General features: G+C 61.2%; 9 protein-coding genes. 7 read left to right on the forward strand and 2 right to left on the reverse strand.

The features are described from left to right. Window positions 1-86 precede the first annotated feature (86 nt). The 4 genes from HRF45_05455 to HRF45_05470 all read left to right on the forward strand — a co-directional run bounded on the left by HRF45_05455 (window position 87) and on the right by HRF45_05470 (window position 4,081). Window positions 87-1,394 (forward strand): adenylosuccinate synthase, encoded by a 1,308-nt coding sequence (locus HRF45_05455; protein MEP0765973.1) that lies wholly within the window; start codon window positions 87-89, stop codon window positions 1,392-1,394. Between the two features lie 83 nt (window positions 1,395-1,477). Further along, window positions 1,478-2,200, forward strand: coding sequence for a hypothetical protein (locus HRF45_05460; GenBank protein ID MEP0765974.1), 723 nt, complete (start codon window positions 1,478-1,480; stop codon window positions 2,198-2,200). A 44-nt stretch (window positions 2,201-2,244) separates the two neighbouring features. Then, window positions 2,245-2,733, forward strand: coding sequence for a hypothetical protein (locus HRF45_05465; protein MEP0765975.1), 489 nt, complete (start codon window positions 2,245-2,247; stop codon window positions 2,731-2,733). Continuing rightward, complete coding sequence (locus HRF45_05470; GenBank protein ID MEP0765976.1) at window positions 2,723-4,081, forward strand: aspartate kinase; 1,359 nt, start codon at window positions 2,723-2,725, stop codon at window positions 4,079-4,081. The genes HRF45_05465 and HRF45_05470 overlap by 11 nt, the downstream gene beginning before the upstream one ends. Here the strand turns inward: HRF45_05470 and murB are convergent. Continuing rightward, window positions 4,078-5,058 carry a UDP-N-acetylmuramate dehydrogenase gene (murB, locus tag HRF45_05475; protein MEP0765977.1) on the reverse strand — a complete coding sequence of 327 codons (981 nt, stop codon included), beginning with the start codon at window positions 5,056-5,058 and terminating at the stop codon, window positions 4,078-4,080. The genes HRF45_05470 and murB overlap by 4 nt on opposite strands. A 347-nt stretch (window positions 5,059-5,405) precedes the next feature. Here murB and HRF45_05480 point away from each other — a divergent pair, with 347 nt between their 5' ends. Both HRF45_05480 and HRF45_05485 read left to right on the forward strand, forming a co-directional pair. Continuing rightward, window positions 5,406-7,028, forward strand: a complete 1,623-nt coding sequence (locus tag HRF45_05480; protein MEP0765978.1) for a PQQ-dependent sugar dehydrogenase — start codon at window positions 5,406-5,408, stop codon at window positions 7,026-7,028. A 120-nt stretch (window positions 7,029-7,148) separates the two neighbouring features. Next, the gene (locus HRF45_05485; GenBank protein ID MEP0765979.1) at window positions 7,149-9,131 is read left to right on the forward strand and encodes a hypothetical protein; all 1,983 of its coding nucleotides are present in this window, start codon (window positions 7,149-7,151) and stop codon (window positions 9,129-9,131) included. 89 nt (window positions 9,132-9,220) lie between these two features. On the opposite strand, the gene HRF45_05490 is transcribed toward HRF45_05485, so the two are convergent. Then, on the reverse strand, window positions 9,221-13,864 hold the full coding sequence (locus HRF45_05490; GenBank protein MEP0765980.1) for a tetratricopeptide repeat protein: 4,644 nt from the start codon (window positions 13,862-13,864) through the stop codon (window positions 9,221-9,223). Between the two features lie 932 nt (window positions 13,865-14,796). Between HRF45_05490 and HRF45_05495 the strand changes: the two genes are divergently transcribed. Then, window positions 14,797-15,567 (forward strand): hypothetical protein, encoded by a 771-nt coding sequence (locus tag HRF45_05495; protein MEP0765981.1) that lies wholly within the window; start codon window positions 14,797-14,799, stop codon window positions 15,565-15,567. The last annotated feature ends 100 nt before the right edge of the window (window positions 15,568-15,667 follow it).

Raw genomic sequence — 15,667 nt, forward strand, 5'->3', positions numbered from 1 at the left:
CGATAAGAGCTGCCTCCGCAGTCGGAGGGGCATGGGGTAGAGTAACCGGGTTGCGGTCGCGACACTCGGCCGCAGAAGGAGCAAATGTGCCGACACTGGTTATCGTTGGCGCCCAGTGGGGCGACGAGGCGAAAGGCAAAATCGTGGACCTACTCAGCTCCCAGGCGGACCTTATCGTCCGGTTCACTGGCGGGCACAACGCGGGTCACACGGTGCTTGTGGGCGAGAGACTGGTAAAGTTCCACCTGGTGCCTGCGGGAATGCTCCACGCCGGCGTTCGAGGGGTCCTTACCTCGGCTACGGCAATCTGCCCCAAGACGCTCGTGAAGGAGCTCGAGACCTTCGCTGGCACTGTTACGCCCGATCGTCTATGCATCTCCCGCGCGGCACATGTCGTCCTCCCCTATCATGCCCTGCTGGATGCCGCTCAGGAGGCATCTCGCGGAACCAGGAAGCTCGGAACGACCCGCCGTGGCATCGGTCCGTGCGCTATGGACAAGGCGGCACGGACTGGGCTGCGCATGTGCGAGTTCGTGGACGACGCCAGACGCGGGGCGCTCTTGAGCGCTCTCATCGAGGCGAAGAACGAGGTGCTGCGCGGCGCAGGCGTCGATACCCTGGACGTCGCCCAGATCTTGGCCGAGTACGACTCTTACGCACGGATTCTGCGGCCGTACGTAGGCGAGGCGGAGACTTTGGTCGCAGAGATGGCCGCTGCGGGGAAGCGAGTGCTTTTCGAAGGCGCGCACGGCACGTTGCTGGACCTCAACCTAGGCACCTATCCCTACGTGACCTCCACATGTACCACCGCTGGGGGTGCGGCAATCGGCACCGGGATCGGCCCCCGGCAGATCGATCACGTGCTAGGTGTCGTGAAGGCGTACACCACCCGCGTCGGCGAAGGGCCGATGCCGACGGAGCTAGTCGGTTCTGAGGGTGAGCGGCTGCGTGAGCAGGGGCAAGAATACGGAACAACGACGGGCAGGCCGAGGCGGTGCGGTTACTTGGACCTCGTGACGCTACGGTTCGCGGCTCGGGTGAACGGCCTCGACTCGATTGCGGTGACCCGACTCGACGTCTTGTCGGGATTCCCCGAGCTCTCGGTGTGCGTCGCGTATGAGGTAGACGGACAAAGGCTCGAGCATTTCCCAACTGACACGGCTATCCTAGAACGATGTCGTCCAATCTACCGAACGGTCCCGGGTTGGACTGAGGACATCAGCGGAGCGAGAGCGGAGGCTCAGCTTCCCGAGGCTGCCCGCACCTACCTAGGCATCATATCGGAGGCTACCGGGTGCCCAATCTCAATCATCAGCGTTGGACCCGAACGAGAGCAGACTATCCTGCGGGACTCTTCCGCTTTGTGGATTTCGAGTGAATCCACAGCAATCTAACCGGCCTCACAAGACGAAAACCGGTGTAAACTGGAAACGTCCGCGCCGCACGACCGTCTAAGAGGGGCGGAGGACCATGCGTCATGCGCAAAAGGAGTGGAATCACCGGTTCGACCCTGGTAACGATCGTGATGGGCATTGTCGTAGGCACCGCCATCACGGTCCAGGAGATTCGTTCGCGTGAACTCGCGGAACACCCGGAGACCGCGGCGAACATGCTCTCGACACCGCGTGAGTTTGCCTCTAGAGTAGACCCTCAAGCCTTCATTCCCGGCTTCAACCCCGACGAGGATGTCCATCTGGTGCTGCAGGTCCTTGCCGAAGCGGAGGTGGAAGCGGAGGCCGAGGCGCAAGCGCCGCGCACACCTGCGCTGATCGCGAAAACTCCTAAGGTATCCAAACCCACTCCAACTCCGAAGGTGGTCGCTGAAGCGCCTAAGTCGAGTGCTTCGGCACCCGTACCCGTGTCCGAACGTTCGGACCCGAGGCTCAGCTTACGTGACCTGGAAGACCTGAAGCAGCGGCTGATGGCCTATGCCGATGTGAGTACGGAGACCGCCGAGCATACCGTTTCGGGTGGGCCGGACATTCGGCCTGCTGCCTCCCTAGAGATGCGCACAGTGGCGACCTTCTTGGTGATGAAGCCATCCGGCCCTCGCGTGCTCGTGTGCGTTCGCGACCGCTTCGGCACGCAGGTATACGATCTGGAATTGAGCGGCGACATGGCGACGCGCCTTAGCCAGAACGTACCTTCGGTAGACAACAAACCTGCTCTCCTTCTGCTGCAGCGGTTCCTCTCGCCGTAGTCCCCTCATCAAACGGCTCGGGCTACGCTGCTACAATGCGCTCCGTGGCGAACAGTCGTACCAGCTTCGAACCCCTTCGCGGTGTGACGGACGTGCGCGTGCGAACGGGGCTATGTCACCTGCGCCTCGAAGGTCTGGGCCGAGAGGACCTGATGCCCCGACGCCTTCACGCACTGAAATGCCTTCGGGATGCAGGCGTGAAGATTGACTTTCTAAAGCTCACTGCCGATGGTTTCGCGTGCGTGGTTGTGGAAGAGGACTCGGACAAGGCGATCCAGGCCTTGGCGCTAGTCGGCGGTCACGTGGCGGAATCTCATGGCAGGGCACTCCTCTCTGTGCATTGCGTGAACATCCGCGATCAGGTGGGGATCGTTGCGAAAATCGTCGAGGCTGTGACCGCGGCAGGCGCACGCATCGAGCAGGTTGGGGACTCGCACGATCGCATCCTGTTGGTGGTAGAGCAAGAGGCGGGGCGTAAGGCGGCAAACGCACTCCAGGCCGCATTCCAGTTGGGGGCCTTCGATGCGAATTAGGGTCCTAAAGTTCGGGGGCACCAGCATAGACGAGATCGGGCACCGGCACCAAGCCGCGCTGAAGGTGATCCGGGCGAAGGAAGATGGGTATGCGCCCGTGGTGGTGGTGAGTGCGCCGGGACGGGCCGGGGCACCGTACGCCACCGACACGCTTGTGAATGCGCTGCGCGAAGCCGACCCTGCGGTGCCACCCCACCCGCGAGAGCTGGACATGTTGATGGCATGCGGAGAGATACTGTCCGCAGTGATGTTCTCGCACCTGCTCGTGGTCTTGGGGCATCCCGCGACGGCATTTACGGGCGGCCAGGCGGGAATCGTCACCGATGCGGTATTCGGGAACGCCCGCATCCTGGAGGTGAACCCCACCGACCTGCTCACCGTGCTCCGAGAAGGACGGATTGCGGTGGTGTGCGGGTTCCAGGGGGTTTCGGCACCGCCGGAGGGCGCCGTGCACGGCTCGCTCACCACCCTGGGTAGAGGCGGAAGCGACACGACAGCCGCGGCCTTGGGCGCCGCGCTGAAGGCCGAAGCCGTGGACATCTACACGGATGTGGACGGCGTGAAAACGGCGGACCCGAAGTTCGTGCCCGACGCCCTGACGCTTCGGCGGCTCACCTACGAGGAGGTTGCGGAGCTGTCGCACCTGGGCGCGAAGGTGCTTCATCCGCGCGCAGCCGAGATTGCAATGATGCACCGCATCCCACTCTGGGTGCGGAACACCTTCACCAATGATCCGGGCTCGCAGATCGTGTCATCGGACGAGTTCCCGGGGCGGCGAATCACGGGCCTGACTAGCTCCGGGCAGTCGGTGTTCCTGCATTTCACGCTGTCGGACAACCGAGATGCGCGGCGGATCGAGACCGAGGTGTTCCGCCTGCTCGGGGACGAGGACATCGTGCTGATGATGTTAGGTATCGGGCCCCGTGGATTCTCGTTTGCCGTGCCGCGAACGCAGTATGGGCGCGTCCGGGACTTGCTAGATGGGCTGGTGATCCCGTGCGATGATGGTAGGCGCATGTACATCGTGCAGATAGGCAGCCTGGGGAGCCCGACCGCTCAAGCGCAGTTCAACTTGCTGATGAAGGCGGGGTGCGCGCAGGACATCGGCTTCGTTACCGCGGAGGTCACCGAAAACTGTACGGTGGTGTCACTCGTTGCGTACAACTACCTGGACCAGCCGGGAGTGTACTACGACGTGCTATCGGCCCTGCACGAGGCAGGGGTGCCGGTGTGGCAAACGGCGGATAGCGAAAACTCCATCTCGTGCCTGGTTCCGGAGACGGATGCGAAACGCGCCGTCTCCGCCCTCCATGACCATTTCCACCTATCGGAGCAGGCGGAGGGCTAGTTCTCTGCTTCGCCCCAGTCTCCGAGGTAGAGGACTTCCTCCTCTAGGAGCACGCCGAAGCGGTCGTGGACGCGGCGCTTGACGAGCTCGGCGAGCTTCCGGAGGTCTTGCGCCGATGCGCCGCAGCGGTTCATCAGGAAGTTCGCGTGCATGGGCGAGACCCAGGCACCGCCGATAGTCTCCCCCTTCAGTCCGGCTTCCGTGATCAGGTAGCCCGCGGGAACGACACCCGCCTGCTTCATCTCTTCGGGGAGTGTAGGCATGCGCTCGGCGAGGGCACGATCGTATACGTTCTTGAAGAAGGACCCGGCGGAAGGGCCGGGCGGTTGCTTCATGCGGCGCTGCCTCTGGAACTCGCTTGCGCGCGCATAGATGGCAAAGGGGTCATCGGGAGTGAGGCGAAGTGTGACAGACACTAACACTCCCTGGCGGGTGCCCCTACGAAGGCACGAGTCGCGGTAGCTGAACTCCAGCCACTCCGGTCCTACCTGCCTGCGTTGCCCCCCCTCGACCACTTCGAGACCGGTTACGAGGTCGCCGATGTTGGCGCGGTAGGCTCCCGCGTTCGACACTAACGCCCCGCCCACTGTGCCTGGGATACCTACCGCGAACTCCAGTCCGCTGAGACCGGCCTGGGCGGCAGCAAGAAACAGGTCTTGGAACCACACACCGCAGTCTGCGCGAGTCACCTCGCCGACCTGCATGCGGCCGGTACATGCGTGGATGACCAAGCCGGGCACACCGCGGTCGGAGACCAACACGTTGGACCCGGAGCCGAGGACGGTGTAGGGTACGGCGAGTTGCTGTGCTAGGGCTGCCGCTTCGGCAAGTTGGTCACCGTCGTACGTGGTCACGAGGTACTGGGCAGGGCCGCCGACGAACAGCGTAGTGCGCGAGCGGAGCGAGACGCACCGGAGCACCGCCTCCGGCCGTGAGAGGTGGGATCGGAAGGTCTCGATACGCTCGTCGGGTTCCACCGAAGGGATAATACCGTGGGGGCGGCTAGGGGTGGTTGCCTCGACGCGGTTCTTCGAATCGCGCCATTGGCCATCTGCTGCTCTCCGTGGGGAGAGGGCGGGCTGATCCCCCGGCTTCGGGGGGACGATAAACACACTCCGTGACCACGAGTCTGACCATCATTCCCGCGAAGGTGGGATTCGAGGTCGAGGGCACTCGGCTCCGCGAGGCGCTGGGGCTGGCTTGGCGACAGCGTTCGGATGATCAGGAACAATCCGGGGCTACGTCACGTTCGCTGTGTAGTACGCACGTTTCGTGTAGCTAAGGATGTCCCGCGACTTCACGGAACGGAAAGGAGCAGCAAGAAATGACTCCCAGAGTCGTAATTTCACTGGTTGTAGCGTCGGCGGTGGCTGGGAGCTCGCTCGCGCAGACACTCGTGGACTCGAGTCTGACATTCGACACGGTGGTTTCCGGGCTGACAACGCCCATTTCCATCGCCTTCCTTAGCGCCGACGATTTTCTGGTGATCGAGAAGAGCACGGGCCAAGTGAAGCGGGTGCAGTCGGGCTCGGTCTCGGCGACGGTGCTCGACCTTCCGGTAATGAGCAACAGCGAGCGGGGACTGTTGGGCATCGCCCTTCACCCCGACTTCCCGACAACACCGCACGTGTTTCTCTATTACTCCCGCTCGACGGGCGGCGCCGACAACGTGTCCTGGCAAGACAACCGGGTCGAGCGGTTCACCTGGACCGGTGCGGCTCTTACCGACCCACAGCTGATCATTGCCTTCTCGCCCAGCTCACTCGGCAATGGGCCGAATCACGACGGAGGGGTGATCCTGTTCGGCCCGGACGGCAAGCTGTACGGGGTAACCGGAGACCTGAACCGAAACGGCTACGAGCAGAACAATCTGAGTGGCCCGATAGCCGGTGTGGGCGGCATCTTCCGCCTGAACCCCGACGGCTCGATCCCGACAGATAACCCGTTCGTGGGAGACGGGCGCCCGGAGTTCGAGCGGCTGATCGCCTACGGTGTGCGGAACAGTTTCGGGATTAGCTTCGACTCGAAGACCGGCATGCTATGGGACACCGAAAACGGACCCACCTCTTACGACGAAGTGAACATGGTTCCGTTCGGCCTGAACAGCGGCTGGAACAAGATCATGGGACCGGATGACAGGGATCCGCAGGGGATTGGGGACCTGTACATGATCTCGGGAGCGTTCTACCGAGACCCGGACTTCAGTTGGCTGTCACCCATCGGCGTGACGAGCATCGTGTTTCTGCACTCTGCGAAGTTCGCACCCGGATTGCGGGACCAGTGCATTGTGGGTGACAACAACTTTGGGCAGCTCTACCTCTTCGAAATGAACTCGAACCGGGATGGATTCGTGCTCACTGGTGGGCTTGCGGACAAGGTGGCGGACAGCACCACCGAGCGAAACCTAGTCCGCTGGGGAACGAGCTGGGGAGTCGTGACCGACCTCCGCATCGGCCCGGACGGAAACTTGTGGGTGGTTTCGCTCAGTCTCGGGCGGGTCTACCGCGTGCGACCGGTCGAGGCCCCGAACACGCTGACTGGCAAGGTGGCCTTGGGGAGCTACCTCGGTGCGCCGACTGGGGTGCCGCTTACTATTGAGCTTCGGACGGGCGTTACGGTCGTCAAGACGCTGTCTACGACGGTCGGTGCGTTCGGTGAGTACTACGTGTCGCCGGCATCGTCCGGGACATTCGATATTGTCGCGAAGGCGGGACACTGGCTTTCGGTCCGGCACGATGGCGTGGTGGTCGGCGGCGACGTAGCTCTCGACTTGGTGTTCCCGTACAACGGTGATGCCGATGGCGACGACCTGATTGGACTGGCCGACTTGAATATAGTGTTACTCGATTTCGGTGGCACGAGCGCTGACATAGATGGAAGCGGACAGACGGACCTGGCGGACCTGAGCACAATCCTAGTCAACTTCGGCAGGGAGGGCGAAGGGTAGGCATATTCGCGCAACTTTGCGCGCCAGGGATTTGTCTCTTAGGGTGGTGGCGATTCGCCACCACCCGTTTTGCGCCTGTGTAGCAAAACCGGGAGCAAGGGAATGGAGGCAGTCTAACTTATGCTGCGATTAGGTCTTCTCGCCGCCGCAACGCTGATGCTGGCGGCATTCGGTGCTTCTCTCGTTCTTGCTCAGGACGCCGTCGAGGTGCCCTTCGAGCGTGCTACGTTCGTCGGAAACGTGCGCTGCGCCGTGGATAACACTGCAGCGATGCAGGCTCGGAACGCGTTGCTGGATGTGCCTAAGACCATCCATGCCGTCCCGCAAGGACCAAGGCCGCCCTTCGCGGGTCGGAGCGGTCCTCGATTCCAGGGTGCACCGGAGCCCATCCGGGCGTTGTTCGGGAGCGGATCGTCTTCCGCCTTTCCTGGTCCGAACGAATCTGGCCTGACGCCCGGCGACCCTCAGCTCTCAGCGGGGCCGAACCATGTGGTGGCATGCATCAACGGGCAGATCGCGTTCTATCAAAAGGACGGGACGAACACCTTCAGCGTCTCACCCAATGCGTTCTTCGCCTCCCTTGGAGGCTACTACCTTATCTTCGATCCGAGGACGTTCTATGACACGTACACCCAGAGATTCTGGGTGCTGTATCCGGCGATTCTCAATGGCTCGTGGAACAAGAGCTATTTCCTGGTAGCGCTCTCCGACGACTCGGACCCGAACGGAAACTGGACGCTCTGGGCACTGGACTCGAGCATGAACGGAAGTCAGAACACTACCAACTGGTCCGACTATCCTGGTTTCGGGCACACACAAGATGCCATCGTGTTCACTGCGAATATGTATACCAGTGGATGGGGTTGGGCGTACGGCAAAGTGAGAGTTGCGCTGAAGCAGCAGTTCCTCAATGGCAGCCCTAACATCACGTATACCGACTTCTGGAATTTCACGGACGCCTCCGGCGCGCAGGCAGCCAGTATGCAACCCGCACGAACGAAGGGTATGGCACACATGCCGTACTTCTGCAGCGCGGGTGGGAACAACCGAATCAACGTGTGGGGTATTCAGAACGTTACGACGACGCCGACTCTGGTGGCACGTCAGGTGCTCGTGTCCACTTTCAGCGCCCCTCCCAACGCTAGACAGCAGGGCGGTAGTGTGACGCTGTGGACGGTGGACAGTCGCATCTTCGACGTGCAATGCCGAGACAACCGACTGACGATTCTGCATAACGTCGATCAGGGTGGGTACTCCGCTCTGCGGTGGTACGAGTTGGACGCGTGGAACATGCCCACGTCGGTGTCGCTAGTGCAATCGGGCGTGCTCTCTGCTGCCAACACGGACCAGTACTTCGGAGCGCTTGCTATGAACGGTTGCGGCCACATGGGTGCTGCGTTCAGCCGATCGTCATCGAGCGAGTACATCTCCATCTACGGCGCAGTGCGATATGCCGATGCTGCGCTCGGCACGTTCGGCGCCCCGTACGTGATCCGTGCAGGGACGAGATACTACACCGGCGAGGGTGGCGGTAACGTGCGCTGGGGCGACTATTCAGGTCTCTGCGTAGATGGAGGGGATGACATTTCGTTCTGGGGCCTGAACATGGTCCCCGACCCTGCATCACCTGCCCTATGGGTAACCGAGATATTCCGGATCGATCCGGGTCGGACCGCCACGATCTCAGGAGCCGTAACTCTCGAGCACTACACGGCATCACCGGCGGGCATCTCGGGCATCTTGGAGCTGCGCGCGCCGAGCACTACTACCGTGCTCCACAGCTATCCGGTTACTTTGGACTCCAGCGGAACCTTTCTGATTACGCCGGCATACTTCGGTAGCTACGACGTCGCGCTTAAGCTGTCCCACTGGCTGAGGACGGTCGTTCCGGCCACCATCACATCTGGTACGAACTACGTGCTGATGACCATGAAGAACGGGGACGTCGTCCCCGACAACAGTGTGGATCTGTTGGACATCAACAAGATTCTAGCCTGGTTCGGCACCGCAGACCCGATGAGTGACCTGAACGGAAGTGGGATGGTGGACCTCGTTGACCTGAACATCACCCTGATGAACTTCGGTCTGGTCGGTCAACCTTAGGTAGGACCGTTCGCTGACCAGCCCTATGTGGTGGCCCCGGCGCATCAGCGCCGGGGCCACCACAACTATCACCCACGCGCAGTGACAGCCTATCGTATGGCGGAGGCATGCATTAGGGAGCCGATGAGGTCTGCCACGTGACCGATCCCTCTACCACCCGTTAGCTGCTGCAGCTTGCGGTCTGCATCTATCGGCCCAATCCTGTTCGTAGCGAAATCCTCCATTACGCTGCGCAGCTTCTGTAGATACTGACGCTGTGCTGCCGGCATCTTCGCGAGCTCATTGCCTAGCTTCGAATCGAGCTCCTTCACGAGACCCCTGCAGTTCTCCTGCATGGTGTTGTAGCGACCTAGCGAGGGGTGTTGCGCAGGGAGTTCGTTCACCTTGAACTTGCCCACTTCTCCAGCCTGCGACGCCCACTTGGGGTCTACGCGTGAGATGTTCACGCTCTTCTCGCCCTTCCGGCCCAACCAAGCGAGGTCCTTGTAAGCCTCGGGGTGCCCGCTGGTAGTAAAGTTGACGAATGCCTGATCGGGGTTGCGCCCTGTCACCTTCTTGTATGCCTCTTCGAGGTACTTCTGACCGGCTTCTTGGAACTCGTGTGGGCTGCGCGGCTGGCCGTTCTGTGTGAGTCCCCGCCGCCAGTCGGCATACTCCGGGTTGGGAACGGGCTTTCCACCCTGCATCAGGTAGCGCGGCGGCTCGGCGGCGCCGAGGTCCATATCCATGCTTGCCTTACCGGCACTGGATGCGTTGCGGAATTCACGGATCTTCTGCGGGCTCCAGCCTTCGCGCTTCATAATAGATTCCAGCTCAGCTTTCACCTTACCGTTGATCTGGCGTTCGTGCGAGCGATACCAATTGCCCAGTTTCGCGTCTCCCGAGCGCACTGCCTGGTTGAGCTGCATCTTTGCTGCGAAGGAGGACTTGATGGCTGCTGCCGCATCCTCGGCTTCGCGCCTGAGCCTTTCGATGACCTCCTTGGAGGCACCGGACTTCCCTGCTTCCGCCAGTTTCTCTGCCCGGCTCTTGAAGAGCTTGACGAGTGCCCTACCATTGGCAGCTTCACTCTGGAATCGAGCGGCATCAATCTGCTGCTGTACGGTGGGCCACTTCTTGGTGTTAGGCACGCCTTCGCTGCCCTTGCCGGCCATCGCACGGGTGACAGAACCTATCACACGCTTCAACACGAACGCCGTCGCAGCAGCCCTGGCCACATCGGCTGCGGCGCCCACGATACCCGATCGCTCGTAGCCATCGTAGGCGGATACTGCCAGATAGCCGATTTGACCGAGAGACTGAATGCCCTGTTTGAGCGCCTGGGTAGGACCCCCTTCGATATAACCAGTGGCACCCATGTAGGCGCTGTAGATGAGTGGACCACCGGCAAACGACGCTACGAACATGGCGTTGTCGGCTACGGACTTGATCTCCTGAGCCTTCTCCAGGCAGTAGTTAGCAGTGTCTGCCTTCTCCTGCTCCTTAGCCATCTCGCCGCTCCAGTGTGCCTGCACTCGCTCACCGAGCAATCGAACGGCATTACGCATCTGCTCCATATCGCGTGATGCCATGGTTTCGGTGTTCAGGTGCCTATCCACGAAGGCGCGCAGGTCTCGCCGTTGCTCGTACGGCAGCATGTCCAGGAGACGTGGCACCGCAGCCTGAAGGCGTGTGATCTCGGCCCATTCTTGTGCCATTTCTCTACCTTGCGCGGCCATGCGCTGAAGGCAGTATGCATCGAATTCGGTCCTTGTCCTGACCCACTCACCCGTTTTGACCCGCTGGATGGCGTCTTCCTCGGCCTGGATATTGGAGCGCGCACACATCAGCTGCCACTCGATCGCCTCACGGGATGCCGAGTCCTTCGCATCTGCTAACTGACGCTCGAGCCCCCGGATGTGGTCTCGGTAGTAGGCGATATTGTCTTCGTGGAAACGAATCTGTTCTTCGTTCGCCCGCTTCTCCAGTTCGGCGAGTGACAACTCCGCTGGAGGTTCCTCCACGATCTCCTCGCCTTCGCCTGCATACACATACACGTAGTGGCGGAACGACTGTGCAGCGCGGCCGCTCGATGCCGACCACGTGCTGTCCTCCGCCTTGAACTGAATGCGGAATCGTGCACCCGGAGTCCCAGGCGGCAGGGCCAACTTGACAGTCTTCTCGTCGGAGAGCTGCCCACCCACCGGACGATAGTCTTTGATACGTAGGAACTTATCCGAATCCACCGTCAACCCTGCGACGAAGTAATGGGAGTAGCCGTCCTGCTCGTACTTGCGGGTGGAAGGCGTCATTCCGACGAACGGCGAGTCCACCGTGAGGTACAGGTTCAGGCCACAGACCGCGCCAGGACCTCCACCGGCGAGGCTCTCGATGTCACCCTGCACATTGTCGGTGATCATGAGTCTGATATCGAATGGTTCGTTGGGTCGAATCGTGGCAGGTGGGGCGGTCCAGGCAACCGTGGTGATGCGATTGCACTTACCCAGGACGCGGCCACCGGACATGCTGCCCTCGCCTCCAGTGGTGGCATTCGTGCTCAGCGAGTTATCGCTGAAGGTGACAGTGGGAGTAAAGGTGTATCCACTCTGGCCCCTATCATCCTTCTTGTCCACCTTCTCCAGTCGCCACACCCCTGGCGTCGCGGCCTTCTCGGCCACAATGATAGTAGTGGTAGCCTTCGCGATGAGCTTCTTGGTCTTCGGATCGGTGGCAGTTGCGACACCCGTATAGGTGCCGGGTTTGTCGAAGATGCGGCCTATCGGTTCCATGCCACCGGTGAGTGACTTGCCATCGCTGAACTGCCAGCTCACTCGTACGCCGGTCGGGAGGTTCTTGCCGACTGGAGTAAGCACGACTTTCTTGTTCAGCTCCGTCTTCGTTTTGGCAGGCTTGATGGCGAAACTGGGCAGCAACTTCTGAGTTTCTTCGAGAAGCGACTTGAATCGGCGCCTTGCCTCCTCCTTCTGCGCCGCAGGGTCGGGCGGGTCACCCAGCGCATCGATCTCTTGGTGCAGCGCCTGCAGCTCCGCAAGGAGAGACTTGATAGCCTCCATGTGGAGCTTGCCCAGTTCCACTGCCTCTAGCGTGCCGTCGTCATCACCCAATCCTGCGCAGGTCGCCGCTTCGAGCTGGGCTTGGTCGAATGCCACGGCGGCCTCGGCTAGTGCCCCTCGAACCTGTAGGTATCTGTCTAAGAGAGGCAGCAGATTTTCGAGGTACTCGATTGCCTCGGGTGAAGGGTGATCGAAGTACGGCGCCCACCGTGCACTGAAAGCGAGATCTTCCTGGGGGCTCATCTCCCCATAGACCAAACGCATCGCCTCGACTACCGCGCTCACCAGTCCTGTGTACTGCGCCTCGGTCATACTCCGAATCTCTACGTCCGGTGTCAGGCGAACAGGCGGGACGTCGGTGGGGATGGGTGGTGGCGGCATTGAGCCAGGTGGCTCAGGCGAGTGGGGCGGTAGGTCGAACAACATGTTGGTAGTAGTCTCTGCAACTACGGCAGGCCCCTCCCCCCTCACCTCGGCCAAACGGTTCTTCAGACTCGCGATGACGTTCTCGTCCCGCGGATTGGCGCGCTCGCGGAGACGTAAAGCCACGGAGAGATACTTTTCTGCTTCCTTGTCCTTTCCTTGCAAGTGCAGGCACCAACCGAGTGCGCTGGCGGTGACCGGCCAGTCGGCCGTGTCCTTGCCGTTGAGCTTTTCCTTTCGCTGCAACGCTTCTCTCAGCACCGGTTCTGCCTCGGTGAGCTTTCCCAGGTCGCGGAGGGTGATGCCGAGGTTGTTGAGCAGGTGCGCGTAGTTGACGTTCTCGGTTGACTTGGCTCGCTGGTAGAGGCGTTTGGCGTGAAGCAGGACCGGCTCCGCCTCGGGATAGTTCTTTTGAATGGTGAGTATCGCCCCGAGCAGCCGCATGTCGCTGCCAGATTCGAAGGACCCGACGCCGTATGCCTTTTCGCTGAGCGCGACGGACTCGTACAGGGTTTGGATTGCAGCTTGGTCTTGTTTCTGGTTGAACAGGCACACCGCGAGGAGAGAGTTGGCTTGGGAGTGTTCCTTCGTGCCGTAACCAAAGCGGGACTTGGCCAACTCGACTGCCCGCTGCGCCTGATCGGCCGACTTAGGATCCGACAGCGCCTTGTTGACAGCCTGCAAGAGGGAGTTTAGTTGTTTTCGGTCATCGGCAGACGGATTAGGCCTGATGGGGCTGCCAGGCTGTGCCCAAGCCGTGTGCGACAACACCTCGACCGATCCCACCATCGCACGCAGGCCCGCGCCACCAGGAAGTCTGCCTGCGTACAGAGGGCTGCCGGACAAAAGCGGAGCCATTGTCGCCTCGACAGGATCTGTGCCGCCCAGGGCCATCCACACACGATTGCCGATGCGTCGGATGGTTAGGCGTGCAGAGCCTAAGGCTGGAAGCGGGCTCCCCGAGAGGCTCTTCCATCCGCCGTCTTGCCATTCGAGCAGCGGCACACGATCATCGGTGATGGAGAGGCGGATAGCGCCCCGAAGCCCCGGATCGCCCGATTGGATGACGGCGCCAGGCTTCTCGCAGCGGATGTCCAGCTCGAGCGCGAAGTCGGCGACGGGGTAGGTGTCGGCGAGCAGTGCCGATGCAGAGGTATCTCGCAGCTCGATGGGTTTGGCCTGTTGCGCGTGGGTGCCGATGGCAGCTAGGAGCAGCATTGGAGTTAGTCGCCAGAAGGCCAGGCTCGGATTTCGCATAAGGTTCCTCCCGAGATGCCCAGCGCGGGTGCAATCCATTGAGATGAATCGGCGGGGGAGGGGACGAGTTCGAGTCGATGCGAGGGGTTTGGCGAACGGTTGTGCGAATTGGGTACGGATGTCCTACAGGGTGCTTGACGGCGCTCTGGGCGTGGGGCCTGCGAGATTGTTTGCAGAAGGGCTTGCAAATCTGCGGGCTCTGTGCCCTTAGATTGGCAATCGGGAGGTAAATTTAGTTACTGCTTTTCCTGATTGATAACATTATCTCTGTACGCCTCTACGAGACCTTGCGGATTGATAACAGGAATGTTGCCGAGTTAGACGGCGCAAGCCGTAAGTTTCCTTCGTAGCTTCCTGTATTGGGACAAGAGTTCGGCTCTAGCCCCCGTGTTTTGAGTCCGAAGAGGGTTCGTGAAATGGTTTGGGAAAGAGACCCCCCGATGCGCGCGGTCCGCGATGCCTTGGAAACCGGCAGCCCGAGTGGCGGCCAGCCCCGACTGCGGGTTCGTCCCGCGGGCAGGGAATGCGCACTCGGCTGGCGTTCGAGATGCGGTCTGCGTGGCACAAAGGATCTCCGACCCCCGACCAGCCGAGTGCTTGTGATGACAAGCCATTCGACGAAGGGGCGCGCGGCTTGGCCACCGCGCGCCCCTTGCTTCAGGCATCCCTACGGTCTGCTTGCAGGCAGACCCCAACTCCCGCGAAGCGTCACCTTACTGGAAATGGAGGACGCCCATGCCGTTAAGACGTGATCTCCTGCGGCCTCGTTCCAGAAGCTTTCGCGTCGGCCTCCTGCTACGCATCTTCATCTCCGGCTGCCTGCCCCTGCCCTCGTTGGCTTGCGGACGGCCGCGCAGCATCCTCCCGGCGGGCACCCCACGCCCTATCGGCTTCCGACAGATCTCTTCAAATAAGGAGGGTAAGTGTCTTCAATGACGCAGACTAGACTGATCCGTATCGTTCTCTGCAGCCTGCTCTTAGTGGGTGCATCTCTCTGCTCGCAGGCGCAGCTCTTCGACCGCGGCCTGCCGACGGCCAACCTGAACAACGCTGCCGGAGCCAATCGCAGCAACGTGGCGTGGGGGTTCGGCTATGAAGCGGGCGAGGGCAACAACGAGTGGTTCACTGGTGATGACTTCACACTCCCAGCCAACTCACCCGGCAAAGTCTGGCGTGTGACCAAGATCCGGATCTGGGCAGTTGCCGGCGCAGCCGGCGACCCCGGATTCAAGTTAGGTGACAGGTACTATAACGTCACGCTCTATGGTTCAGGGGGGCACGGTGCTGTCGTGCCGATCAAGTCTGGCGACATTGCACCAGGTACTAACACGGCGCTGATACCGGGTACCACGACTGCCAATCCCGACATTACGTTCACTCCCGTACAGTACGCGGGCGGACTTGACTACCAGACAGGTTCCGGTGCCTTCGCGCAGATATGGCAAACCGACTTCGTCAATCTCGATTGGCTTGTCCCGGGAGGACGGCCGATTCGGTTCGGTGTCCACGGACTGGTCTACGACAACGTCAACCGAGTTTGGTTCAACCACGCATCGAACGCGGCACTCAGTGGTTCGACACAAGATGGGGCCGACGATCTGATGCGAGACTTCTACGTTCATAACCTGCAGAGCGGCGATGGGACTTGGGACAGCGACGGTTATGGCTGGGACAAGTCCAGCGACATCAACGTGCAAGTGTGAGCCGAAGGGGTCGAGCTGCCTCTACCCGGCTTCCCCGTGGATCTCAACGGCACTTACATCTGTCCTAGTGTGACCGATGTGGGTCTCGTCTACCCGGGGG

Source organism: Fimbriimonadia bacterium (genome assembly GCA_039961735.1).
Lineage (GTDB): Bacteria > Armatimonadota > Fimbriimonadia > Fimbriimonadales > JABRVX01 > JABRVX01.

Coding starts and splice junctions, on each gene's coding strand:
- HRF45_05485 (MEP0765979.1), top strand. CDS start 7,149: ATGCTGCGATTAGGTCTTCTCGCCGCCGCAACGCTGATGCTGGCGGCA.
- HRF45_05480 (MEP0765978.1), top strand. CDS start 5,406: ATGACTCCCAGAGTCGTAATTTCACTGGTTGTAGCGTCGGCGGTGGCT.
- HRF45_05490 (MEP0765980.1), bottom strand. CDS start 13,864: ATGCGAAATCCGAGCCTGGCCTTCTGGCGACTAACTCCAATGCTGCTC.
- HRF45_05470 (MEP0765976.1), top strand. CDS start 2,723: ATGCGAATTAGGGTCCTAAAGTTCGGGGGCACCAGCATAGACGAGATC.
- HRF45_05495 (MEP0765981.1), top strand. CDS start 14,797: ATGACGCAGACTAGACTGATCCGTATCGTTCTCTGCAGCCTGCTCTTA.
- HRF45_05460 (MEP0765974.1), top strand. CDS start 1,478: ATGCGCAAAAGGAGTGGAATCACCGGTTCGACCCTGGTAACGATCGTG.